Here is a 24,891-nt window from a genome sequence, read left to right on the forward strand (position 1 = left end):
TATAAATACAGACCTAAAATCGTGCCAAAAGTTAGTGTTGCCTGCATAAGTGTTTTTGTGAGTTGCCAAATAAATCAAGTATTTCACCAATATAAAGGGCTATTTTACCAACGTAAACCCCGCTCCTCCTTCGGTCTCTTCGTAGTCTACTTCTGTACCAATGACGTACATTAAGTGACGTTTATCAATAATGACCTTTATGGCTTCGATTATATATACCTGATCGTTTTCGGTGGGCAGGTCAAAGCCCAATAAAAACTGGGCACCGCAGCCACCGCCTTTCATTCCCACCCTTAATCCATACGTATCGGGGATCTTATTAATGCGTAACGTATCTACGATCTCTTGATGGGCAATGGCCGAAATTCTGATAGGATTGGCAGGTATCATGGTACTTTTAAACGTTAATCCGCGAAAGTACGTACTATTTTGACGACAGTTTGCGTTCTTTGCGGAGACTCTTGAATAGTAAACCAACAATAAACGAATGGAAATTGTCACCGACCTATTGAAAATTTTGCTTCCTTCAGCATTGGTATTGTATGCTATGTATTTGACTGTGGCTACTTTTCTGAAAAAACAATTTGTAGATAAACAACTTGAAAATCGAAGTAAAAAAGTAGAAATAACCCTGCCGATTCGTCTTCAGGCCTATGAGCGGATGTGTCTTTTTCTGGAACGAATCAGCCCTAATAATCTTATTATCCGTTTGAACGGCTCGGCTACACAAGCCATTGAATTTCAGCAAATTTTAATGTGCGAAGTACGGGAAGAATTCAACCACAATCTTTCGCAACAGGTCTACATGAGTCACGAAGCATGGGAACAGGTACGGGCGGCTCAACAGGAAGTGATTACGCTTATCAATCAAGCAGCTTCCGAGATTGCTTCTGATGCGGCACCGTTAGAGTTATCAAAAAAGATTTTTGAGAAAATCATCAAAGAAAATCGTAATCCTACGGCTTTGGCGCTCAGGACGATCAAAGACGAAATTCAGCAGGAATTTATGTAATTATATACAAAGGAGTTATTTACTGACCCATAATTTTTGGGTCACTCGTGCCCGGCCGGTAGGATTGGTATAGGTAACAAAATAAAGGCCTGTCTGCAACTCGCGTTGAGGTTTGATCGTCAAACTATTGCCGTTGTTTGCCTGAATTTCAAAGGGAACTTCCTGTCCAAGCAAAGTATATAAACGAAGGCCATCCAATTCAAGATTATCAAATTGTAGTTTTATCGTTTGTCCATCGGAAGGGTTTGGATAAATGACAAATCGTGAGGCTGCAGTTTGAGGACTGACGGCAATTATTTTTGAATATTCAGCCGCGCGGTCTTTATCAACTTGTTTTAAGCGATAATAATTGACACCCGGCAGAGGAGCTTCGTCTAAAAAACTATATTCTTTTCGCTCTTTTGAATCTCCCGCCGAAGTTAGGCGGCCCAACGGCGTAAATTCTTTAAGATCAGTACTGCGTTCTACCTGAAAATAATCGCTGTTGGATTCGGTAGCGGTAGCCCAATTCAGACGTACGCGGTCATTTTCCGCTTTGCCTCGGAAATAAAGAAGCTCAACAGGTACAATACTCGCCCACGATAGATTTGTTAAAAAAATACTTTGAGAAGTGGTGGCTCCACTCCGAACTAAATCGCCGCTACCGAAAGTAAGCGTTACTTTTTTGATGCCGGCGTTGGGAAATGAGACATTGGAGCGTGTACTGTCCAACGGATCTGAATTAAAGCCGGATAAGAATTTCAAAAAAGGCTCAGTTCCGTTTGATAAGTAGGCAAAACCGAGGTTGTAGGTAATAGTTGGTGTGACGCCATTTCCGTTATCATCATAACCGCCGATCAGAACGCGATCCTGATAGTTACTGAAACTTTGTTCGCGGTCTATTCCAAGAATGCCGAAAGATAAATTAGTGACAGGCTCGCTGAACGTAAATGTAATACGAACGGCATCTGTACGAATTCCCAATGCAATGTTTAGCCACAGTCCGCGAGCATCATTACGGGGAGTATTGTTATTAAAACGATTGACGTTGCCTTCAACTGTAGCTGTAACAGTAACCTGAGGGTTGCCAACATTATTAAAAGTCTGTAACAAGGCACCGTCGGGTGCCCAAGGTGTGATGTCCGTATTGGAGGAAAGGTCAATAAATCCCTGTCCAAATGTGAATGTGGAATAGAAAATGGCCAGCAGTGTAAAAAGTCTCCTCATACCGTGAAAACGATTATGCATAATACTTTCTTATTTAATTATAGAATATATACGCAATAAACGAAACAAAGATAGACAAACTTTGCAAAAAAGCATCTTTGGGCTAAAGAGGAATTTTTGTTGCCGGCCATTTACTTTATTTACAATTCATTGGCCATTTCAATGGCTTTGCGAAGGGCAGCGAGCTTATTATGAACCTCCTGCATTTCCGAAGCAATGTTTGACTTGGCTACTACGCCCATTCCTGCCTGATAAAACAACGTATTGTTTTTACTTAAGAACGTCCTGATCGTAATACAGTGATTAAAATCGCCGCTGAAACTGATATGACCCAAAGCTCCTCCGTAAATACTTCTATTGGTAGTTTCGAGCCGATTAATGAGGGTCATAGCGTTATGTTTCGGAGCACCGGAAAGCGTTCCGGCCGGAAATGTGTCGGCTACCAATTGCAATGGATTCACGCCGGCACTCATCTTGCCCGTAACTTTTGAAACCAAATGGATCACGTGTGAGAAAAACTGCGCTTCTTTATACGTTTCCACTTTTACTACATCACAACTCCGACTCAGGTCATTGCGGGCTAAATCTACCAACATTACGTGTTCGGCCGTTTCTTTGGGGTCAGCGGCTAATTGGCGTGCCAATTCTGCGTCTTTTTCATCGTCTCCGGTGCGGCGGAACGTGCCCGCAATGGGGTGAATTTCGGCGTGGCCGTTTTTGATAAAAATCTGTTTTTCGGGCGATGATCCAAAAACCTTATAATTGCCGAAGTCAAAGTAAAAAAGATAGGGTGAAGGATTGACGGAGCGCAAAGCACGGTACACATTGAATTCATCGCCTTCAAATTTTTTGCTGAAACGCCGTGAAGGTACAATTTGAAATACATCGCCGCGCAGACAGTGATTAATGCATTGCTGAATCGTACCCGCCATTTGTTCATCGGTCACATTGCTTTCTTCAGTGTCACCGGCACGAAAACGGAACGTTGCCATTTTGGGTGCCTTGATGATCATTTCCAACGAATCAAGGTCCATGCCCATGCTTTTGCTATGATTGGAGTCTTGCCTCGTAACGCCATAATCATGTTCAAAAAGGTACACTTCGTCTTTGAAATGATTGAACGCGATCACAAAACGATAAATGCGGTATACCATTTGCGGGATGGCATTGTCGGGCGTTTTTTCCTGAATTTCAATGTCTTCAAAATACTCTACCGAATCGTAGGTGATGTGCCCGAATAGTCCTCCGTTGATAAATGGGTGCTCGTTTTTTGGGGCATCAAAACGTTGAATAAAATCCCGCAGCGTTTGCATCGCATGCTTCCGATAAGGCAAACGAAACGAATCTTCAGAGCCATCAGGGAAGCACTGTTTAACAACATCTTCGTCCAATACAAATGAAGCAACGGGGTCGCAGGCGATGACACTGAAACCGTGTTCCATGCCGTGGTATTCGGCACTTTCGAGCATAACGGTGTAAGGGAATTTGTCGCGAAGTTTAAGATAAACTCCAACGGGAGTAAGCATATCTCCCAGTAATTTGCGGCTTTGGGTGGTGATCTTGAAAGTGGTTTCGGTCGTTGTCATTACCTTATTTTTCGGTTGAATTAGGAATCAGGTTCGAATGTTGAAAATAAAAAAAGCTCGCTGTATGATGAACAGCGAGCTTTTTAGAATAAAAAATAAGCATAGCATTACGTGTTCATCTTTCTCAAAGAAGAACGCCACCACCACGCGCTATTTTTTACGTTTAAAATCATGTTGCAAAATTACAATCGGGATTTATAAATCCAAATTTTTATTTTTTCTTGTACAAATTGTAAATAACGGATACTTGCAGTGTCTTGTTGGAAAGGGTCTCCGTCTTAGAAGTTGATAAATTGGTAAAACCATGAATGTACCGAACATTCAGGCTGAAATCTTCCCCCATATCCATAAAATCGAAGCGTAAGCCTGAGCCTAAACTAAATTCATTTTTACGTAGAGGAACGACACTTTTAAGGGTGCTGAGGGCGTAACTGAATTCCGGGGCAACTTCAAACGTAAGGCCTTCGGTGATGATGTATCCCACTACCGGTACAAAACTCGCATAGTTGAAATTGTTGCGTATTACTGCCGTTTCACTTTTGAAAGTTCCGCCGCGTACAGAGAGTTGCACTTCCGGTTGGAAAGCCCATTTTTTTGTTCGCATACGATAAAACACGCCTAAATTGGGGTGGGATTGCGCTTTTAGGTTATAAATAAAGTTGGGGGAATAGGTGCTGCGGGCAACATTCAGTCCTAAGCGCAGTCCTAAATGGGGTTTCATGTAAACTGTTTGTGCTTGTGCTCCCAACGAGACAATCACTAAAAGAAGAAGTAATCTAAGTTTCAAATTCATGATACAATTCTAAAAGTTGGTTTGCAGTGGCTTTCAAAGTCACTTGGTTGTTTCTGTGTCAACCACACTGTTTATTTTGGGTAATTGTTATTTTCAGTTCCTGTGGAGTTAAAGGGGAATAGGGTAAATGACCTTTACGATTTTAGGTGTTTTACTTCTGCTTTAGCTGTGGATGGACGGACGGGTCGTCCGTACCACATATATCGTCTAATTTAATCTCGGATCAGTAGGGTAATGTGACTTAACGCGATATTCTCCACCCATTTTCCGTAAAACCGCCCTCCAAAATTGATCGACCGGCGTATCGAATATAAATCCGGCATCAGTATTGGATACGATCCAGGCGTTTTTACTGAGTTCATCATCAAGCTGCCCTGCCGACCAACCCGAATAACCAATGAAAAAACGCAAATCCCGCTCGGTTATTTTGCCAACATTGAGTAGGCTCGTAATTTGTTCAAAATCACCACTCCAATACAAATTTTCACCTACGGGAACAGCGTCTTCCAGAAAAGGTAATCGGTGAAGAAAATGTAAAGTATTCTGTTCTACCGGTCCACCCAAATAGAGAGGCATATTGTTCACAACGGGTTCTTTGAGGACATCGTTGAGGTGCAGGTTGGTTGTTTGATTAAAAACCAAACCAAAGGTCCCGTTTTCGTTATGCTCACACAAAAATACGACGCTCCGCTCAAAATTGGGGTCTCCCAAAAATGGCTCGGCAATCAGCAATTTTCCTTTGGCGGGTTTTAGCGGGGGCATTTTGTAATGATTCAGCGTCTCTTTTAGGGAGATAACGAAATAAAAGTCAAAAATAGTGGATTTTCAAGAACAAATGAGCACAGGAAGATCAAACAGTTTCCAATTTTTGTTCTTTAAAGGCAGGGCGGGGTCTGATATTTAAGAGATGGAACATATCTTGGTCGGCATCAACGCTCGAATTGGGAGTCGTCAGTAATTTATCGCCTGCAAAAATAGAGTTAGCCCCCGCCATAAAACAAAGCGCCTGCTCTTCCATTGTCATATTGACGCGGCCTGCCGAGAGTCGAACCATTGCTTTGGGCATGAGAATACGAGCCGTGGCGATCATCCGGATCATGTCCCAAACAGATACGCGCTTTTGATGCTCCAACGGTGTGCCTTCTACCGCTACGAGCGCGTTCACCGGCACTGACTCAGGTGGTTGAGGGAGCGACGCCAAGGTATACAGCATTGCAATGCGGTCATCATGCGTTTCTCCCATGCCTATAATGCCACCCGCGCAAGCTGAAATCCCCGCTTTCTGAACATGATGGATGGTTTGAAGTCGGTCATCGTAGGTACGGGTAGAAATAATATCGCCGTAAAATTCTTCGCTGGTGTCCAAGTTATGATTGTAGGCGTAAAGCCCTGCATCTTTGAGTTTCTCGGCCTGTGTTTCGGTCAGCATTCCCAGGGTGCAACAAACTTCCATGTCTAATCGGTTAACGCCTTTGACCATTTCCAATACATTGTCAAAGTCGCGGTTATCGCGTACTTCGCGCCAAGCAGCACCCATGCAAAAACGCGTACTTCCGGCTTCTTTGGCACGTTTGGCGGCGGCCAATACTTCTTCCACAGGCATTAATTTGTGGGTTTGCACTCCCGTATGGTAACGTGCGGCCTGTGGGCAGTAGGCACAATCTTCGGGACAACCACCTGTTTTAACAGAAAGTAACGTACACACCTGCACTTCCTGAGGGTCGTGGTGTTGGCGATGAACCGTAGCGGCTTGGTAGATCAATTCCAATAACGGTGATTCGTAAATTTCGCGTACCGCGTCTTTTGATAACGTAGGTGTCAACATATTCAATGGCTTTAAATAGGCAGCAAATCTGTGAAAAAATAAGTAGAAGTCAGCGCTTCTCCCGCTGCATTTTGGAAATGATAGGTTTTCTCTACCGTCTCTCCTTTTTGAAAATCAATGGGTTGCGCAAAATAAGGCGCCTCAAAAACGAAGGTGTGAAATTCGCCGTTTTCGCCGCAAGGGTCGATTGTTTGGGGTAAGTCTCTGACAAAATCACGATCCAGGATTCGACCGCAAAAAGATTTATCCAATAGATTTCCATTTACGCTGACCACGATAGTTTTGAAACCTAACTCCCAAAACTCTTCCAATAGTTCAAGCGAAGGGCGTTTCCAGAGTGGAAAAATGCCTTGCATTCCTAGTTGATTCAGTTGGTTTTCGCGGTAAATCCGCAAATCTTCCAGAAAAATATCACCGAAGATGGATTTCTCAATGCCTGCCTTAGCCAATGGTTGAAGTATTTCGGCCATGCGGCTCCGGTATTCTTCCATAGAAGTAGTTTCGGGAAGACGCAGTTTGAGCAACTCAATGCCAAGGTGTTGGGCCTGTTGGTCAAGTAATTCCTCTCGTACGCCGTGCATCGAAACCCGTCGAAAGGAATCATTAAGGGAAGTCAGGAGGTAACGAACGTCATAGCTTTTATTTTGCAAACTATGATAAAGCGCCAACGCCGAATCTTTTCCTCCCGACCAATTCATTAAGGCCTGCTGCATTATTCGGCAAAAGCAAGTTTTGGAAAACGAACTTTGAGTAATTCAAATCCGCCAAACAGCAGGGCGCTGTAAGCCAACGTTCCTGCCAGGAAATTACGCATGAACGGAAATCCTTGGGTTAAGCATTGGACAAAGCCGGCCCAATCACGCGTAAGTGGCAATCCGGTGCGCAGGTCGGTGCCGCCGCTGAGCCACACGCTGCTATCTGACAACATCCAATGAGATAATGTGGCAACGATGGCGGCAAGAACAATGTTTTTCACATTGATTTTCTTTAGCAGCATTTTTCCGTAAAAAACGATCAGCGCGAAAATGCCGTATACCCAATACCAACCGTTATAAATAATGCCGTATTGACCCTTATAGATAACGGCATTGATGATCAGATCACTGATAAGGAGCGTGAGAAGCGGAAACGCAAAAGCTTTCCAACGCGTAGTAAAATAAGCGCCGCTGAAAAGCCCCATCGCGCCAAGGGGAGTGAAGTTGGATACGGGCGAGAGTTGTGCAACGTTTAAAATGCGAATCAGCGCTACGGCTAAAATAAAGCACAATAGCGTCAAAAGACGAGGATTGAGTGTTTGTTTCATATCAGTTTGTAAAATAATCGGTTTGGCTGCGCATCCTCCGTGCACGGCGACTGAAAACAGCATTGGGCAGGTCTCCTGACTTATTTCATCGCCCTTGCACCTTCCCGATTTTCGGTTTGAAAACCAGTGGTTTAAGCAGTTATTAAGAGCGACGTTAAATGAAACTCACAGTTGCGGGGACAGTTTCCGTTTTGCACGAAATTCCCTTTTAAGCCGTCAAAGCCCGCCACGAAGCAGGCATGAGGCACCCAAGACTTAGGCAAAGGTAACGAGAAGTCAGTAGTGAGGAGCGAGAAAGAAGGATTTATTTTTTTGTGGAAAAGGCCAATGGTTCAAATAATAGAAGCCTATGATTTGAACCATTTTATTATTGAGCCGGGGCGTAGAACCTACTGTGAATGCTATTGTCAAAACGAGTATCTCACTATTGTTTTAATGAAATTTCACGATCATAAAACTCCATAATTTTTATTACATCACCTTCGATAGAATAATCCAGCTGATTTGATTTGACAAAATCTTTAATTGCAGATTCTTTGTCGTTTAAAATCGCTAAAATATCCGACTTTTTTCGTTTAATGTATTGGATTTTCTCATTTTTAATTACGTATAATTTCTCTTCACGAACAAAGCTTGATGCTTTTGTTACTGAGCCAAAATCGGTTGGCGTTATGATCTTAGTATAGATTTTTTTGAGGAGTTTTATATTGCCATCATACAAAACCTGATAAAAATGACGATTATTCCATTCGCCGATTGCAGGGAAATTACACCGAAAAATGTTGCCGTTTAATTTAAATTCTGTTATGTGAGAAGCATCAAATCGTAATAGTTTTGCATTGGATGATTGCTCATACTCGAATTCATCTTTAAAGGTATCATACCTCGCTTTTGAGTATTGTTGCCATTTTTCATTCTGCCTTAATTTGACTTCTCCGGCGGTAAACTGATCTTCCATATAAGGTGAACCTTCTACGTCCACATACTTACTTTCTACCATTAATATGCCATCGGCTTTTTTTACAAAAACACCTTGTCCAGCTAAATTAATAGAATAATAGAATGCCATAATAAATATTGCAAACTTTATTTTTAAATTATCCAATAAATGCTTCATGAAAATAAAAATATTAAAAACAATACTAATCCATATAAAAGAAAATAAATAAAAAATGACTTCTTTTTATTATTGAAATTTCTGCTCTCTTTATAAAGTATGCTATATCTGAACAACAACCCAATAGCCAATAATACTCCTCCCAAAATACCTAAAAAATTAATTGAAAATGGAGAAAAAGTGACATTGTAAATGAAAATAACTAGACCTGATAAGGAAATGATTTTAGCTGAAATTTTAGAGTTCATACCTTTATTTAATTTTATCAACTTTATACCATTAAGATATAAAGTTGATAGTTATACATTTATTATTTATCTGCCATATTTGTCCTCACAATCCATAACCCCATCCCGATATGTTAATTCAATAAGGTTTTTGGTTTGAAAGTAGATAAGAGTGGCTCCAAGCGCACAACCACTTCCTGCAAGCCCACCTACAACAACAAAAGCGTGCCCAGCTAACGGTCCAGTTAAACCAGCTGCCCAACTGCCCGCCTCGACACCAACAGCACCACACCCAATAAGTGATTCTAAATAAACTACCCAAGCGATATTTAATGAAGCATTCTTTATTCCAAGTTTAATTTGTTTACATTCTTCAAGTTTTGCTTGATTATATCCGGTTGCAGCATTTTCACCAGGATTTGGCTCTTTAAATTGCCCATCGCTACAATAGTCACAATTATTAAAAAAGCAATTTGGACAAAGATCGCTTACATTCCTACGAATTTGTGATGAGTTATCCCATCTTTCAATTGTCTTTAAAAGCAGATCCATTCGTTCTTCAGAAGGTAAAGAAAGTAACTCAGGATATTTGCTGATAATTAGTGCTCGTTTTTTTTGTATATCATTTTCTAACTTTTCATATGCTGACCAACTCTCAAAACCTAACTCATTTACTATTAAAGCTTTATTTTTAAGAGTGAGCTTTGGATCTTTTCCCCAAGTTTGTATCTTTTTAAGAGAGCTGTCCACTCGCTCAAAAGTCCTCAAATCTCTTTGCCGATATATAACTTTATAGCGGACTTCTTCGGTAGAAGAAAGAAAACTTAAAAAATCTTTATCTTTTAAGAGTTTATCTGCTGTAAGTTGAGGCGCAGATTCCAATTGCCGGTCACAACTCATTGAGATAAAAAATGTTATAATTACTGTTAAAAATGACTTTATGTAAGTCTTTTTCATAAATTTGCCTTGGTTTTATGGTTAAACATGAAACTGCACTCGAGCCCCAACTCTCGTCGCCAAACTGGATTGGGGCTTATTTTTTCTTACTCTCTTATAGGCTTTTCAGAAACCGCCTTTTGTTGCTGCGCTTCAACGATGCAAACATAGGGGTTCAAATTCTTTCAAAATAGAGCAAAACTACCTCAAAGAATGAGGTATAATTCCCTCAAAATGGAGCCATTTCACTACTTTTTTTGAACAAGTTTGAGCAGGTTTAAAAATGCCTGCTGTTAGATAACAAAGTGCCATAACGTAAGGCAACCGTCAAGACGTAGCTTGTAGGTGGTGATGAAGTCTTTGTAGTTGGGTACACTTTGGGTGTGATACGCATCACTTTGGCGATCTCAACGATGGTGAGGGCCTCACAGCACTTGACATAAATCAAGTTTTCGTTCGCGCTTAATGGCAAGGAGTAGCAGAATGGAGAATGGATATATTTTTGTATTGCAAGAAGACTATTTAATACACTTTTGGGATTGTAAACTAAAATATAAGGCTCCGGATGAAAAAAGCCTTGATATTTAACTCTGTTATTCTTGTCTATAATTAATATCGTAGGATAATTGCTTATTCCGAGATTTGCAGCAAAGGCACGATTTGTGAATATATTTTTGAATTTAAAATTGACTTTAGATTCTGCTACTTTAATCCTTTTGTTAAAATTTTCATTAGGTAAGGCTACGTTTAAAGCATAGAAAGATACACTAGGATTGGTTTGGTATTTTTCTCTAAATTAGTCAGAAGCAGGGTGTTTTTTAAAACAGGAACTACAGCCGGTATGCCATATTTCAATAATTTTGACTTTCCCTTTGCCTAATTTTATCGACTCTCCTTTCATATCAACGAATTCTTGATTGGGAAGCCCTTTGTTGACGTATGGATTTGATGAATTGATAAAAGCTAAATAGTTTGGATAAAGTATTAAGCCGGAAAATAATAGTATTAAAAAAAGTCATAATTTTTTTAGTTTTACTAAAACTTCAGATGATGCAAAACTTAAAATTATTAAAAATGGCAAAGGGTAAATGTGGTTTAATTCTTGGCCATAAAAAACAGCCATACCTATAATCATCAAAGGGAATGGTAAAAGGATAATATTTTTTGCCAAATATTCAATTCTAGCACTTTTGAATTGTTGTTTAGTCAAATATAGGTTTACAAAAAATAAACTGTTCCTAATAGTATTGATTCATACAACCACCCTACAATACCGGCTATTGTAGATAGTATGAATAACCCTATGGCTATTATTAAATAAAGCCCTAATTTTTTCATTACATTGGTTTTGAGCAATTTTGTTTTGATACATGAAATTTATACTGCTTTCATATCTGCCTAGTGCCGGCTTAACGACAGAATTAAATAGAATATCAGAGTTTCATATTTTATTCTTCTTTACTATATAATTTTCTACCTATTAATAGCCATGCGATAGAGACTATTAAAAGTAAAAAATACCATGCCGATCCTTTAACTTTTGCTTGCTCAAATACCATTCCTAATAAAAATACAAAAAAAAGTGGTGCATATAATTTCATTTTATTTTTCATCTAGATAAAGTGATTAATTTTTGATTCATAAAAATGATAATTTAATAGGTTGCTCAAATACAATTTTTTATTTGAGCAACCTATTAAATTAGGTGACTTACCGCCAGCCACCACCATAACAGTCTGCTGCAGCCCATAATGTAGCAGCGCCGGCGGCCGGTACAAACCCTAGACCTCCGGTAAGCAATAGTTGCCCCTGCTGTTACGCCGATAGAGGCACCTATTGAGGCAGCACATCCACCGGCAGATATATTCTCAAGGGTTACTGCATTTAGCTTTTTCATAGTATAAATCTTTTAATTTTATTAACGTTTACCACACCCTCCAAATGCCCAAGCCCCGGCAGCAATTGCCATTGAAACTCCTCCTATAATATTCCATCCCGGCACAGGAAGTAAAGTAGCTCCAAACCAAAATAATCCATTTACTGTAGCTTCGCAAGAATCACTTCCGGCAACTACTCCTTCCATTTGCCCATTCTCTAATTTTTTCATTTCATAAAAAGATTGAAAATTTCAGCCTACCCTTAACGCATTTCGGCAATCGCGGTGATCCGGCATCATTCGGATTGGATGCACATCAACTGTGCAAACTTAAAAGCTGAATACATAAAAAAATAGAGCAAAACTACCTCAAAGAATGAGGTATAATTCCCTCGAAATGGAAGCATTACATTACCTGTTTTTTGAGCAAGTGTAAAAATTCGTGCTGTTGAATAGCGAAGCGTCGCAGCGCACGGCAACCGTCAAGGTATAGCTTGCAGGTGATTCGGTCTTTGTAGTTGGATACACTTTTGGGAGTGATACGCATGGCTTTGGCGATCTCAACGGCGGTGAGGTCGTCAGCTAAGTGAATCAAGACGATGATCTCCTGTGGGGTAAGCGTGGCTAACAATTGAATAACTTCAGACTTGATGTCGGGCTGCCGGGCGGCAAGTATCAACAGTTTTTGAGAAATGCTTAAAGACATGTTTTATGGCTTTGGGTTCTATAAATTTAACGTATCTATAGTTTCCCATAACGTAGTACCGAGCTGATAAAACTAAAGCAGAAAAAAGTGGTTTCAAAATGTAAAAGAGAAAAAATCTGTCAAAAACCCGTAAAAACTAACTATTTGACCGTGAAAACACGCTAATGTAGATAATTGAAGATTGTTTCACGGAATTGCTTCGCCATTTTAACAATGAAAATCGGCAAAATTTAATTGCAGAAACTTATGATTTAAAAGGCATATTAAATGTGTTTTTTTGTCTGAATCCTTCTTTAGCTAACCAAGCTAAAAGTAAGTGCAAAATTTCTATTTTTGTTTTTCGGTAATAAACGCCCCTATGAACGCTCCACAGCCCAAACCCACCTTTGTCGATTATCTTCATTTACACTTTTTAGTAGTTATTTGGGGCTTCACGGCCATATTGGGAAAGCTTATCAATCCCGAATTGTCGCGCATCAGCCTTACTTTTTTTCGGACGCTGTTGGCCGCTGTCGGTTTGGCGTTGGTGCTGTCTATTTGGAAAGAGTGGAAACGTATTTCTTCCAAAGACCGTTGGGCCATGCTTGGAGTGGGAGCGATCATGGGATTGCACTGGCTGACGTTTTTTGCTTCGGCCCATGTTTCGAGCGCATCGGTGTGTTTGGCGGGGATGTCTACTACGTCGCTTTTTACCTCTTTATTGGAGCCGCTTTTTGCGCGGCGACGGGTACGTACATTGGAGATTTTTCTGAGCTTGCTGGTAATTTTAGGGCTTTACCTCATTTTTCGATTTCAGGTAGACCAAGCTTTAGGCTTGGGATTGGCGCTGATCTCGGCATTTTTGGCGGCACTTTTTACTATTGCCAACAGTCGTTTTGCGCGCCGCCACAATGCTCTTTTGATCACGTTTTACGAAATGAACGGCGCTACGTTAGCTATGTCGGTGGGCTTGGCAGGGGTGGCGTTGACCAATGGACTTACGGCCAAAGAGGTCATTCCGGAATCAACCGATTGGTTTTGGTTGGTTATTTTGGCCTTTGTATGTACGGTATATGCGTATTCGGCGGCGACCCATTTATTGAAAAAAATATCCCCTTTCACGCTCAATCTGACCATTAATATGGAGCCTGTTTATGGCATGATCTTGGCGTATTTTATACTTGATGAACGCATGACGGCGGGGTTTTATACCGGTGCTTTGGTGATATTACTGGCAGTGATCATATATCCGATGTTGAACAGCCGTTTTACGAAATAATTTCAGCGAACCACTTTATCCCAAATCTTATTCCAGCCTTCGCGGTCGGCGGGAAGAGGGGCATCACGCTTAATGTATTTGCCGTTGGCATCCACCAAAACGCAAAATGGTACTCGATTGATCTCCCATATACTTGCTAAATAATCGGTTTGCAATTCTTCCAATTTAACGTGTAAGCCGCGTGCTTTGGTTTTGATAATGGTTTCGAGCCATACTTCTTCGTTGTCTTTATGCTCGCACAAATACACAAAAGCTACTTTATCTTCCGGCAAATAGGCGCGCAGTTCGCGGCTCTCTGCCAAGGCACGCCGTCCTAATTCATCGTTTGTCCAGAAGATGACGTAAATAATTTTCCCCTTTGTTTTTTTTCGAATATCACCCCAAAGCTCTTCTCCGTCTTTGTATGTATCCTGATAGGCCCAAAGGTTAGGGACTAACTCATCATAGTAAGATTGCTTGTCGTCATTGGGTATGATTTTACGGTTTGCTTCCCGAATGGCTGCCGAATCAAGGTTTTGAATGCGGTGGAGTTCATCCAAGGAGCGCACATAATAGGGGTTTTTGAGCGAAGGGCGTAGGTGATCGTACCACAGCGTCAAATTTTTCAACGTAAAGCTGTTAACGTTGGTTGAATAAAAGGCAGCCTTCAAATAATCCAGTTCTTTGGCCGTATATGCCGCTCCATATTTGCGTGCGTACAATTCGTACACTGAAATAAGTTTGAGCGTGTCTTCTTTTTGATTGAAGAGATTGCTCAGCCATTTTAAATCCCTCATTTTAGCGGTTTCTCCCTTTACATAACTCGCTAATTTTAAGCTGTCGGCACTTGAAATGTTAGAGACATATTGAAGGATCAATGAAGCAATTTTATTGACGGGTAAGGATGATTCCGATAGGCCGGGGGTATTGACGAATGCGTAATTGTTGAATTGTTGATAACTGTCAGCCTTGGCAAACGTCAGAAAACGATTCGTGTCCAATTCAGCCGCGGCCGTTAAAGCCATAGGGAGTGTTTGGGTCTGTTGAAATAAGAAATTGTATAGTTTGGCTTTGGCAGCGTCATTCAAAGAAGAAATTACCCATTGGTCGAGCAAGGCATCTTTGGACGTTGTAAAGGAGCGATAAAAGGCGATCTTACGGTCGCGTTCCAACGAAATTTTTTCCCAAAAACTGAGTGCATTGTTTGTTTTTATGGGTTTTTCAGGATTGGCTTTGAGCCACTTATTGAAGGCCGCGTAAAATTGAGCATGTCGATTGTTGGTAGCGGCGTGAATACCTTGGAAATGAAGCGGAACATCGCTTGTGGTCAATGAATCGCCGTTGAGGGTGACTTCTACGTTCCCCTTTTCGCCCAAAAAGGGCACCACCACATTGGCATAGGTCAGGTAGCATTCTTCCAAAGGATAAACCAACGGCATTTTTAACTCAAAACTTCCGTCGGGGCGGAGTTGCGCCCCTCGCACAATTTCATTGGCAGACTGTAAAATATTGAGCCGTGCTACGCTGATTTCGGGGGCTTGCCGATAAAGTCGAACGGTAAGGTTTTCCACCTTTCCGCGCACGGTCAACGTATCTGCTTGAGCGTAAATTTTGCTGACGAAACCGACAATAAGCAGTCCGCATAAAAGCCATGAATGAAGAAAACGGTACCTTTCCTGATCACCGTTGGTTTGGTGAGCACACCGGAGCAATAGATTCTTACAGAATGATAAATTTGCTTTTTGGGTATTCTTCATTGCGTTGACTTTTGGATCTTCAAAGTTAACAATTCTTCCTTCGTTCAGTTATTGGTGCCCGGAACGGCTTATTTCAAACACATGTTTTAATAGTTCCCGCTCCTGCTCTCCAAACACTTCCCCGCGACGGCTTACGGTCTCAAATGCTACTTTCAAGGCTTTTTCGATGCGGTATTCGGTAAATCCTTCTGCCGCGCCGCCCCACGAAAACGAAGGAATGTGTTTTGGTTGAAAACCTGCCCCAAATACGTTGGCATTTACACCCACCACAGTGCCGGTATTGAACAGCGTGCTGATGCCGGCCTTGGTGAAATCGCCCATGAAAAGCCCACAAAACAAACGATTCGTGTCTTCTAAAGCCTCGGTGGCGTAACTGTAAAGTTTTACGTTGGTATAATCATTTTTGAGGTTGGAATTATTGCAGTTTGCCCCCAAATTACACCATTCGCCCAAAACAGAGTTTCCCAAAAATCCATCGTGCCCTTTGTTGCTAAAGGCAAAAAGTACCGAATTACTCACTTCTCCGCCTATTTTGCAATAGGGGCCGATGCTGGTATTCATGCGCATTTTTGCTCCCCAGTTGACGGTAGATTCTTCGCCTAACGCAAACGGGCCTATGACAACACTGCCTTCGTTGACGGTGGCGTTTTTGCCAATATAGATCGGCCCGTTTTCCGCATTTAAAATCGACGCACGAACATTTGCTCCTTCCTCTAAAAAGACATTTTCCGGTGCGTAAACGCGCGTAAAAGGATCATTGATAGGTTGACTGACCCGGTTTTGAGTAAGTACTGCAAAATCCGTCTTGATTTGTGCGCCATTTTCGCCGTAAATATCCCATACGCGCTGAATAATGGTGATAGGTTCGGTAAAGGAAATCACTTTTAATTCTTCCTGCGGTTTAACGACCTCAAACGGCGAGCGATAGGCAATCACTTGGTCAACCGCTACCAATGCTTCTCCCTGCGCCAGTTGATGCACCGCTTCAACGATGGCAGCGGTCGCGCAAATGGCTCCATTGAGAAAGATATTGTCGTTGGTGGCAACAAACGGGAATTTATATTGGAGGTAAGGTTCTGTCAAAAACGAGGGCTTGGTTTTAAGGAAATGCGCCCATTTTTCGGTCAATGTCAGAATGCCGCAACGAATTTCAGAAACGGGACGAGTAAACGTAAACGGCAAAAGATGCGGACGTATTGCGGCATCATCGTAAAGGATGTAATTGGTCATACAAATGATTTTAATTGTTCGATTCTATGAAATTTATGCCTGCGAAGACAGGGCAAAATCCAATGAATCAATAAAATCTGTTAGAGTTTTGTCTGCTTTGGTCGACACAAAGATAAGTTTTGCGCAAAATTTATTAGGTTTGCCAATACAAACATTTTAGACCTGCCAAACTGATAAATCTACCAGTAACCATGCCGAAACTCTCTAAACAAGTCGTTGATAGCGAAACCCAATATACCTTTGATTTGCCCGTAAAAGTATTACAATTCGGAACGGGAGTGCTATTAAGAGGGCTTTGTGATTACCTGATCGACAAAGCTAACAAACAAAATATCTTCAACGGTCGGATTGTAGTGGTAAAATCTACGGCAGGTTCGGCAGAAGATTTTGCCGAGCAGGATGGCCTTTATACCGTTTGTGTCCGCGGCGTTGACAGCAATGGAAACACCATCGACGAAGCCACCCCTGTTACCGCTATCAGCCGAGTGATCTCGGCACAGGACAGTTGGCAGAGCATTCTGCAGGTGGCTCGCAATCCGCATTTGGAAATCATTCTTTCAAATACCACGGAAGTAGGCATTCAATACGTGGAAGAAAGTATTTTTCAAAGCCCGCCGCAGTCTTTCCCGGCCAAGCTGACGGCTTTTTTGTATGAGCGTTTTCGTACCTACGGAGGGAAAAAAGACAAAGGATTGGTGGTGGTTCCTACGGAGTTAATTACCGATAACGGCCTTAAACTTCGCGAGTGCGTCGAGAAACTTTCGGTGTATAACGAATTGGGAAAACTGTTCAATAAATGGCTTAAATACCACGTTAAGTTCTGTAATTCATTGGTCGACAGAATTGTACCCGGTAAGCCGGACGCTGCTACACAAGCTGCTTTGGAGGAAAAAATCGGATACGAAGATTCACTTTTGACGGTGGCCGAGCCTTATCTCTTATGGGCTATTGAGGGCGACGAACGTGTAAAAAAAGTGCTTGGATTTGAGCAGATCAGCGAAAACGTTATTGTTGATGAAGATATTTCCTATTACCGTGAGCGCAAGTTACGCATTCTCAACGGCAGCCACAGTGCAGCAGCACCGTTGGGTTATTTGAGCGGATTTGACATCACGTTTCAATGCATGAACGATCCTGCAATGTCGAAGTACTACGAAACGATCATCTATGATGAGATCGTACCGACGTTGCCGTTTGAAGAGCAAATGGATGAACTGAAAGTCTTTGCGGGAGATATTCTCAACCGCTATCGTAATCCGTTCATTCAACAAAAACTCATTGGTATTACGCTGCAACAATCGTCGAAAATGAATGCGCGGAATGTAACGACGATTCGGCGTTATTATCAACAATTCGGTAAAGCGCCTCAGTTGTTCACGATTGGGTTTGCGGCGTATTTATTGTTTATGCGTGCCGTCAAACAACAGAACGAGCACTATTACGGCCAACGCGGAGAAGAGTTTTATGTTATCAATGATGAGCAGGCAGCCTACTTTTACGAGCAATGGCAGGGCGTTACGGTCGAAACCGTTCCTGCATTTGTTCAAACGGTATTGAGTAACACGAAACTCTGGGACATTGACCTGACAAAATTGGCAGGCTTTGCCGAATCAATAACCGCCTATTTGGTTGAGATGATGAACACAAGTGTCAAAGCAACGCTGGAAAAAGCGATACTATAAATATCAGTTGAAAGCCGGGGGTTAGGTGTTAGGTTCATGCTTAACTTCTAACCCCTTCCTTTTAAGCTCTAATTCTAAAGATCATGCTAAAAAACAAATTCTTACTTGGGTTGATTGCGGTCGTTATTTTGGGTGTGATTGGATATACCTTTTTTGGGGAAGAAACCACTGTATCAGTTGCCGATTATATAGCGCAATTGGAGAAAGAGCGCAAAGAAAAAGATAATTTTTATCGCAATTCCGATTCATCTCCTATTCAGGACAAGGCCAATTTTAAGGGACTCAACTATTTTACGCCTAATGCTGATTACAAAGTAGTGGCAACGGTGGTTCCCTATCACAGCAGCGCCCAAGATAAGCAGGTAGCCGTACCCATGACCGATGGCAGTACCACAACCTACGAAAAGTATGGGTTTGCAGAGTTTACATTACCGCATGAAAGCAAAGCTGCCGAACTGAATGTGTACCGCTTGCTTATCTACAAACATGAGAAAGGCCTTTCTATCCTATTCCGCGATGCTACCGCTCCGCAGGAAACCTACGGCGGCGGGCGTTATCTGGATTTTAAAACCGACGATATAAAAGACAGCAAACTCACGCTCGACTTCAATTTAGCCTACAATCCTTACTGCGCCTACAATCACACCTTTGCCTGCCCGATTCCCCCTAAAGAAAATACGTTGCCGGTACGGGTTGAGGCTGGAGAGAAGATTTTTGAGAAGAAAGAGTAAATTTGAAGAATGAAACCTACAATAAGAAAATATCGCTCTTGGGATGAGGTAACACAGGATGCGCAAAACTCTTGGAAAGATAAATCTTCGCAAGAGCGTTTAGCGGCAATGAAAGTATTGATAGAGCGTATTTTTATGATCAAACCTGAACTTCTTCGACAAGATGCACGACCATTTCCTGACATTTATCCGATTGTTAAACGAAGAAAACGTTGAGTACGTTGTGGTAGGAGGGTATGCAGTTGCTAAATATGGATATCCTCGTTATACAGGCGATTTGGATATTTTCATTAGTGGAACTCGCGAAAATGCCGAAAAATTACTCAATGTTATGTTCAGTTTTGGATTTGGCCCTTATGATTTTGACTTAAATGATTTTTATGGAGAAGAAAGGTTCGTTTCTATTGGAGATGAACCCTATAAAATAGAACTGTTGACTCAGACATTGGGAATTACGTTTGCAGAGGCTTATCAGAATAAAGAGATAGTTTTAAACCAAGATATAGCCATTAATTTTATCTCTTACCACGATTTAATCAAAAATAAAACAGCCGTAGGCCGCCCCAAAGATCTTTTGGATTTAGAGAACTTACCACCTACAGAGGAGCAGTAATTTCAGTCCTTTTCCCCATTTTCCCTAAAATCCCCTAATTTTGCGCTGCCTTTGGGCAAAAGTTATCTGTTATCCGTTAAGCGTTGTTAAAATACGTTGACAGATGGCCACGAACGATTAAAAAATTTCCAATGAAAATTTCCTATAACTGGCTTAAAGAACTTATTGATATTCAGGAGTCTGCCGAAGAAACCGGCAAATTGTTGACCGGTACCGGCCTTGAAGTGGAAGGCATTGAACCCGTCGAACGCGTTGAGGGTGGACTGGAAGGCATTGTGATCGGAGAAGTACTTACGTGCGAACCTTTTACGATCAAAGAGAAAACATTGCATCTCACTACTGTGGATACCGGCGCTGATGTGCCTGCCACCATCGTGTGCGGAGCGGCTAATGTAGCTGCGGGCCAAAAAGTAGTAGTAGCTACCGTTGGTGCCACCATTCATCCTACCGGCGGTGAGCCATTTACCATTGCCAAGCGCAAAGTATATGGCCAACCCTCCGAAGGCATGATCTGTGCCGAAGATGAAATCGGCTTGGGAGCATCGCACGCGGGCATCATGGTTTTGGATACCGATCTGCCCAATGGCACACCTGCGGCGGCCTACTTTGGTTTGCTGCCCGATTACGTCATTGAAATCGGCCTAACACCCAACCGCGCCGATGCCGCTTCGCACCTTGGCGTAGCGCGTGACCTGAAAGCTGTATTGGGACGTGAACTCAACATGCCTTTGGTTGAAAACTTCACTATTGCAAATAAAACATCACCCATTGAAGTCAGTGTTGAAAATTCCGAAGCCTGTCCGCGTTATGCAGGATTGACGATTTCGGGTTTGACGGTAAGCGAGTCTCCGGATTGGTTGAAAGAAAAACTACAGGCCGTAGGCGTTCGTCCGATCAATAATGTGGTAGATATCACCAATTACATTTGCCACGAACTCGGCCAGCCGTTGCACGCGTTTGATGCCGCGAAGATCATTGGTAATAAAGTAATTGTAAAAACATTGCCTGCCGGCACTCCTTTCGTAACCCTTGATGGTGTTGAACGCAAATTGTCTGACCGTGATCTGATGATCTGCAATGCCGAAGAACCCATGTGTATCGGGGGCGTATTTGGCGGAACTAAGTCAGGCGTATCGGAGCAAACGACAAGCATTTTTCTGGAAGCGGCGTATTTTTCTCCCGCATGGATTCGTAAAACAGGTACTTTTCACGGCCTGAAAACCGATGCTTCTTTCCGTTTTGAGCGTGGTACTGATCCCAACATGCCTGTTTATGCGCTTAAACGTGCTGCGTTGTTGATGCAGGAAGTAGCAGGTGGTCAGGTAATTTCGGACATCGTAGATATTTATCCTGATCCGATTCCTAATCATCAGGTGAATGTCAAATACAAAAATGTAGACCGACTCATTGGTAAAGTGTTGGATCGAGCGTTGATCAAACAAATTTTGACAAGCCTTGATATTGAAATTCAAAACGAAACATCCGAAGGATTTTTGGCTTCGGTAGCGCCGTATCGGGTAGATGTAACGCGCGAGGCGGATGTGATCGAAGAAATTCTGCGTATCTACGGATTTGACAATATTGAACTTTCTGAGAATTTAGCCACGGATTTCCTGTCAGGCTTTCCCATTGTAGACCCTGACAAACAAAAGCTGCGTATCGCTAACCTCTTGGCGGCGAATGGATTCAATGAAACAATGGCAAATTCATTGACTAAACCCGCATACAATGATGCTGTTCGGACAAGCTTGCCGGGCGAAGATGTAGTGATGCTCAATCCGTTGAGCGAAGACCTTTCGGTGATGCGCCAAACGATGCTTTTCTCAGGATTGGAATCTTTGGCCTATAACCTCAACCGCCGGCAGCGTGACCTGAAAATCTGCGAGTTTGGAAAAACCTATCACAAAGTAGAATCAAAATACAAAGAACTTTCGCACTTGGTATTGCTCATGGCCGGGCATCAAAACGCCGAAAGTTGGATCGCGAAAGACCAAAAACTAACCTTTCACGATTTGGCAGGAATGGTTCATTTGGTGTTAAATGCGTTCCGTGTACAGCAGATAGAAAAACAGGAAATTCAAGATAAAACGATCTTTGATTATGGCCTGACGTATACCGTCAAAAAAAAGCCGATAGTTAGTTTTGGGCAGGTAAAAGGAAAGCTGACCAAAATTGCAGACATTAAACAACCTGTTTTTTACGCAGATTTTGATTGGGCTTACTTGCTCAAACAATACAATGATAAAGTGCGCTTTAAGGAAGTTTCTAAATTCCCCGAAGTGCGTCGTGACCTGTCATTAGTACTTGATAAAGCTGTAACGTTTGAGCAAATTCGTCAAACCGCTCATAAATACGAAAAGGAATTATTGACCAACATCAACGTATTTGATGTATACGAAGGAGAGAATATCGGAACCGACAAAAAATCGTATTCGGTAAGCTTTATCCTTCAGGACGAAACCCAAACTTTGACTGACAAAGTCATTGACAAAACCATGCAGAAATTAATGATGGGTTTTGAGAAAGAGTTGAATGCAGTAATTCGTAAATGATAAAATACCGGATAAGCACATCGGGCGTTAGAAGAGAGTTATTGCTCTGATGCCCGATGTCGAAGTAAAACAACTCGGCATGAAACTTGCAACCTTTGAAGATGATCGGCTTCTGGACGAGCTGAATTTTCAATTTCTGTTTGTAGAAAGAAGTATCAGCGCTTTGCAAGCAGCTTTTGCTCACGAACAGGCGGCGCACAGTGAGCTGAAATCACGCTTTGAAGTGCTTCAAAAGCGTTTTGAAAAGCAAAGTGATGAGATAAAATATGAACGTCAGGAGATAAAAATATTAAAAACGGAAAATAAACAATTGCGTGAAAAAGAAGTTTCTTTGAAAGAAAAGTTAAATAATTTCAAACAATTGTCTATAATTGTAAAAAACCCGAAAAACGTAGACGCGATTACGGAACTGAACACCAAATTGGACGAATACATTCGATACATAGAAGAAACCATAACTTTGTTGCAAACGTTGTGACCTGAGATCAATGGAGACCAAACAAAAAAGGCGAATCGTAAGGGTAAAGATTGCCGATAAATCTTACGAGGTCTGGGCTAATTCGGACGAAGACGAGTCTTTTATGAGAGAAGCAGCCAAGAAAGTTGATGCACAAGTGGAACTTCGAATGAAAGAACAAGGCGAATCAGATATTCAAAAAGTCTTGGCAATGGTTAGCCTCGACTCAATGGTAGCTCGCCTAAAAGGAGATAACGATTTAGAAGTCATACAGTCAACGGTATTTAAACACTTAGACTATCTACAAAAACACTTCAATCCATCGGGCCAAAATTAAACCTTTGGTCTCTTCAAACTCGTTCAAAAAGTATCAGTTTAGTACAAAGCTGCGTTTAGGGGATGTATGTTGAACCTATAAACACAGACTAAAATGAATGATATATTATTGTTTTTACTCGATGCTGCCGTTTCGGCGGTCGTGGGTGCAGTAATTGTCTACTTCGTCATTAAAAAGACAACTAAAAAAACGGAAGAAGACGCACAGCAACGAGCCGCTGAAATTGTTAAGAATGCAGAAATTACCGCCGAAAATATCAAGAAAGACCGCATTCTGGAAGCGAAAGAGAAGTATTTGAGATTAAAGTCGGAATTTGAGGACGACTCGAATAAAAAGAAACAAATCATTCTTCAAAACGAGCAGAAGATAAAGCAGCGTGAGCAGCAGCTTAATCAGATAACAGAACAAAACAAACGTCGCGAGACTGAGTTGGAAACGCTGAAAAAGAACCTCGAACAGCAAACAGAGGTGGCTACCAAACGTCGCGATGAAGCCGAAAAAATGCATCGCTCTCAGGTAGAACAATTGGAGCGCATTGCCAACCTGACTGCCGAACAAGCCAAGCAACAACTCGTGGAAGCCTTGCAGGCCGACGCCCAAACACAGGCCTCTGCTTACATCAAAAATACCATTGATGAGGCCAAACTGACCGCTACCAAAGAAGCCAAGAAAATTGTTATTGAAACCATTCAACGAACCGCTTCCGAACATGCGATTGAAAATACTGTTTCAGTCTTCAACATTGAAAGCGATGACGTAAAAGGAAAGATTATTGGACGTGAAGGTCGTAACATTCGGGCGCTCGAAGCCGCTACGGGTTGTGAGATCATTGTCGATGATACGCCGGAAGCCATCGTTATTTCGGGCTTTGACCCGGTTCGCCGCGAGATTGCACGATTGTCATTGCACCGCTTGGTTCAGGACGGTCGTATTCACCCGGCCCGTATCGAAGAAGTTGTTTCCAAAACGAAGAAAAATATTGACGACGAGATCGTCGAAATCGGCGAGCGTACCGTTATTGATTTGGGTGTTCATGGTTTGCACCCTGAATTGGTAAAGATGATCGGACGGATGCGTTTCCGTTCTTCCTATGGACAGAATTTGCTTCAACACTCGCGTGAGGTGGCGCGTCTTTGTGCTACAATGGCGTCAGAATTGGGCTTGAATGCCAAGCTCGCCAAACGCGCCGGACTCTTACACGATATTGGAAAAGTATGGCCGGAAGAATCAGAACTTCCTCATGCTATCTTGGGAATGGAATTGGCCAAGAAATACAAAGAAAATCCGGAAGTATGTAATGCGATCGGTGCTCACCACGATGAAATTGAGATGACCAGCATGATGTCTCCAATTATTCAAGTGTGTGATGCGATCTCGGGCTCGCGTCCGGGCGCTCGTCGCGAGATGATGGAATCGTATATTCAGCGTTTAAAGGATTTGGAAGCATTGGCAACCAACTTTCCCGGTGTCGATAAATGTTACGCGATTCAGGCAGGGCGTGAATTACGTGTCATTGTTAACTCTGATACCGTAAATGACGACACTGCCGGCAAGCTTTCATTTGATATTTCGCAAAAAATCGAAAAAGAAATGCAGTACCCGGGCCAAATCAAAGTAACAGTTATCCGCGAAATGCGCTCAGTAGCCTACGCAAAATAAACGACAAACTCGTTTTAAGGATATGGAAAACCCGTCGCTGATAACGACG

The 24,891-nt window shown here is 42.1% G+C and carries 26 protein-coding genes and 1 riboswitch; of the genes, 10 read left to right on the plus strand and 16 right to left on the minus strand.

Annotated features, from left to right (window positions below):
• Nucleotides 1–99: 99 nt before the first annotated feature.
• Complete coding sequence (locus tag ACQY73_RS21370; protein WP_428654738.1) at nt 100–390, minus strand: HesB/IscA family protein; 291 nt, start codon at nt 388–390, stop codon at nt 100–102.
• 97 nt (nt 391–487) lie between these two features.
• Between ACQY73_RS21370 and ACQY73_RS21375 the strand changes: the two genes are divergently transcribed.
• On the plus strand, nt 488–1,012 hold the full coding sequence (locus tag ACQY73_RS21375) for a hypothetical protein (protein ID WP_428654740.1): 525 nt from the start codon (nt 488–490) through the stop codon (nt 1,010–1,012).
• Nucleotides 1,013–1,027: 15 nt separating this feature from the next.
• Here ACQY73_RS21375 and ACQY73_RS21380 read toward each other — a convergent pair whose 3' ends face one another.
• The 13 genes from ACQY73_RS21380 to ACQY73_RS21440 form a co-directional block, all read right to left on the minus strand.
• Entirely contained in the window at nt 1,028–2,218 is a 1,191-nt protein-coding gene (locus ACQY73_RS21380) for a T9SS type A sorting domain-containing protein (RefSeq protein WP_428654742.1), read from the minus strand.
• 140 nt (nt 2,219–2,358) lie between these two features.
• Nucleotides 2,359–3,804, minus strand: coding sequence for an anthranilate synthase component I family protein (locus ACQY73_RS21385; protein WP_428654744.1), 1,446 nt, complete (start codon nt 3,802–3,804; stop codon nt 2,359–2,361).
• Nucleotides 3,805–4,015: 211 nt separating this feature from the next.
• The gene (locus ACQY73_RS21390; protein ID WP_428654746.1) at nt 4,016–4,597 is read right to left on the minus strand and encodes an outer membrane beta-barrel protein; all 582 of its coding nucleotides are present in this window, start codon (nt 4,595–4,597) and stop codon (nt 4,016–4,018) included.
• A 207-nt stretch (nt 4,598–4,804) separates the two neighbouring features.
• Nucleotides 4,805–5,359 (minus strand): YqgE/AlgH family protein, encoded by a 555-nt coding sequence (locus ACQY73_RS21395; protein WP_428654749.1) that lies wholly within the window; start codon nt 5,357–5,359, stop codon nt 4,805–4,807.
• Between the two features lie 88 nt (nt 5,360–5,447).
• Complete coding sequence (gene bioB / locus ACQY73_RS21400; RefSeq protein ID WP_428654751.1) at nt 5,448–6,422, minus strand: biotin synthase BioB; 975 nt, start codon at nt 6,420–6,422, stop codon at nt 5,448–5,450.
• A gap of 11 nt (nt 6,423–6,433) precedes the next feature.
• The gene (locus ACQY73_RS21405; RefSeq protein WP_428654753.1) at nt 6,434–7,135 is read right to left on the minus strand and encodes a diphthine--ammonia ligase; all 702 of its coding nucleotides are present in this window, start codon (nt 7,133–7,135) and stop codon (nt 6,434–6,436) included.
• Nucleotides 7,135–7,725: a DUF6580 family putative transport protein gene (locus ACQY73_RS21410; protein ID WP_428654755.1), complete on the minus strand. Its 591-nt coding sequence runs from the start codon at nt 7,723–7,725 to the stop codon at nt 7,135–7,137. The genes ACQY73_RS21405 and ACQY73_RS21410 overlap by 1 nt, the downstream gene beginning before the upstream one ends.
• 48 nt (nt 7,726–7,773) lie before the next feature.
• Nucleotides 7,774–7,992: riboswitch (cobalamin riboswitch) on the minus strand.
• Between the two features lie 157 nt (nt 7,993–8,149).
• Nucleotides 8,150–8,842 carry a hypothetical protein gene (locus tag ACQY73_RS21415; protein WP_428654757.1) on the minus strand — a complete coding sequence of 231 codons (693 nt, stop codon included), beginning with the start codon at nt 8,840–8,842 and terminating at the stop codon, nt 8,150–8,152.
• Nucleotides 8,843–9,156: 314 nt separating this feature from the next.
• Nucleotides 9,157–10,026 carry a hypothetical protein gene (locus ACQY73_RS21420; RefSeq protein WP_428654760.1) on the minus strand — a complete coding sequence of 290 codons (870 nt, stop codon included), beginning with the start codon at nt 10,024–10,026 and terminating at the stop codon, nt 9,157–9,159.
• 994 nt (nt 10,027–11,020) lie between these two features.
• A complete protein-coding gene (locus tag ACQY73_RS21425; RefSeq protein WP_428654762.1) occupies nt 11,021–11,215 on the minus strand; it encodes a hypothetical protein in 195 nt (64 codons plus the stop codon).
• Between the two features lie 238 nt (nt 11,216–11,453).
• Entirely contained in the window at nt 11,454–11,618 is a 165-nt protein-coding gene (locus ACQY73_RS21430; protein WP_428654765.1) for a hypothetical protein, read from the minus strand.
• 305 nt (nt 11,619–11,923) lie between these two features.
• The gene (locus tag ACQY73_RS21435) at nt 11,924–12,112 is read right to left on the minus strand and encodes a hypothetical protein (RefSeq protein ID WP_428654767.1); all 189 of its coding nucleotides are present in this window, start codon (nt 12,110–12,112) and stop codon (nt 11,924–11,926) included.
• Nucleotides 12,113–12,287: 175 nt separating this feature from the next.
• Nucleotides 12,288–12,587, minus strand: a complete 300-nt coding sequence (locus ACQY73_RS21440) for a LuxR C-terminal-related transcriptional regulator (RefSeq protein ID WP_428654769.1) — start codon at nt 12,585–12,587, stop codon at nt 12,288–12,290.
• Nucleotides 12,588–12,945: 358 nt separating this feature from the next.
• Here ACQY73_RS21440 and ACQY73_RS21445 point away from each other — a divergent pair, with 358 nt between their 5' ends.
• Nucleotides 12,946–13,845 carry a DMT family transporter gene (locus ACQY73_RS21445; RefSeq protein ID WP_428654771.1) on the plus strand — a complete coding sequence of 300 codons (900 nt, stop codon included), beginning with the start codon at nt 12,946–12,948 and terminating at the stop codon, nt 13,843–13,845.
• Between the two features lie 2 nt (nt 13,846–13,847).
• On the opposite strand, the gene ACQY73_RS21450 is transcribed toward ACQY73_RS21445, so the two are convergent.
• Nucleotides 13,848–15,581 carry a hypothetical protein gene (locus tag ACQY73_RS21450; protein ID WP_428654773.1) on the minus strand — a complete coding sequence of 578 codons (1,734 nt, stop codon included), beginning with the start codon at nt 15,579–15,581 and terminating at the stop codon, nt 13,848–13,850.
• Nucleotides 15,582–15,629: 48 nt separating this feature from the next.
• Nucleotides 15,630–16,811 carry a putative sugar nucleotidyl transferase gene (locus ACQY73_RS21455; RefSeq protein WP_428654775.1) on the minus strand — a complete coding sequence of 394 codons (1,182 nt, stop codon included), beginning with the start codon at nt 16,809–16,811 and terminating at the stop codon, nt 15,630–15,632.
• Between the two features lie 191 nt (nt 16,812–17,002).
• Between ACQY73_RS21455 and ACQY73_RS21460 the strand changes: the two genes are divergently transcribed.
• The 8 genes from ACQY73_RS21460 (at nt 17,003) to rny (ending at nt 24,842) form a co-directional block, all read left to right on the plus strand.
• Nucleotides 17,003–18,493 carry a tagaturonate reductase gene (locus ACQY73_RS21460; protein ID WP_428654777.1) on the plus strand — a complete coding sequence of 497 codons (1,491 nt, stop codon included), beginning with the start codon at nt 17,003–17,005 and terminating at the stop codon, nt 18,491–18,493.
• Between the two features lie 83 nt (nt 18,494–18,576).
• Nucleotides 18,577–19,224: a DUF1684 domain-containing protein gene (locus tag ACQY73_RS21465; RefSeq protein WP_428654779.1), complete on the plus strand. Its 648-nt coding sequence runs from the start codon at nt 18,577–18,579 to the stop codon at nt 19,222–19,224.
• A gap of 9 nt (nt 19,225–19,233) precedes the next feature.
• Nucleotides 19,234–19,440 carry a hypothetical protein gene (locus tag ACQY73_RS21470; RefSeq protein ID WP_428654781.1) on the plus strand — a complete coding sequence of 69 codons (207 nt, stop codon included), beginning with the start codon at nt 19,234–19,236 and terminating at the stop codon, nt 19,438–19,440.
• On the plus strand, nt 19,418–19,837 hold the full coding sequence (locus ACQY73_RS21475) for a hypothetical protein (RefSeq protein ID WP_428654783.1): 420 nt from the start codon (nt 19,418–19,420) through the stop codon (nt 19,835–19,837). The genes ACQY73_RS21470 and ACQY73_RS21475 overlap by 23 nt, the downstream gene beginning before the upstream one ends.
• A 131-nt stretch (nt 19,838–19,968) precedes the next feature.
• Nucleotides 19,969–22,389, plus strand: a complete 2,421-nt coding sequence (gene pheT / locus ACQY73_RS21480; protein ID WP_428654785.1) for a phenylalanine--tRNA ligase subunit beta — start codon at nt 19,969–19,971, stop codon at nt 22,387–22,389.
• A 79-nt stretch (nt 22,390–22,468) separates the two neighbouring features.
• A complete protein-coding gene (locus ACQY73_RS21485; RefSeq protein WP_428654787.1) occupies nt 22,469–22,867 on the plus strand; it encodes a hypothetical protein in 399 nt (132 codons plus the stop codon).
• Nucleotides 22,868–22,877: 10 nt separating this feature from the next.
• On the plus strand, nt 22,878–23,183 hold the full coding sequence (locus tag ACQY73_RS21490; protein WP_428654789.1) for a cell division protein ZapA: 306 nt from the start codon (nt 22,878–22,880) through the stop codon (nt 23,181–23,183).
• 93 nt (nt 23,184–23,276) lie between these two features.
• The gene (gene rny / locus ACQY73_RS21495) at nt 23,277–24,842 is read left to right on the plus strand and encodes a ribonuclease Y (RefSeq protein WP_428654791.1); all 1,566 of its coding nucleotides are present in this window, start codon (nt 23,277–23,279) and stop codon (nt 24,840–24,842) included.
• The last annotated feature ends 49 nt before the right edge of the window (nt 24,843–24,891 follow it).

This window comes from Runella sp. (assembly GCF_965279615.1).
Lineage (GTDB): Bacteria > Bacteroidota > Bacteroidia > Cytophagales > Spirosomataceae > Runella.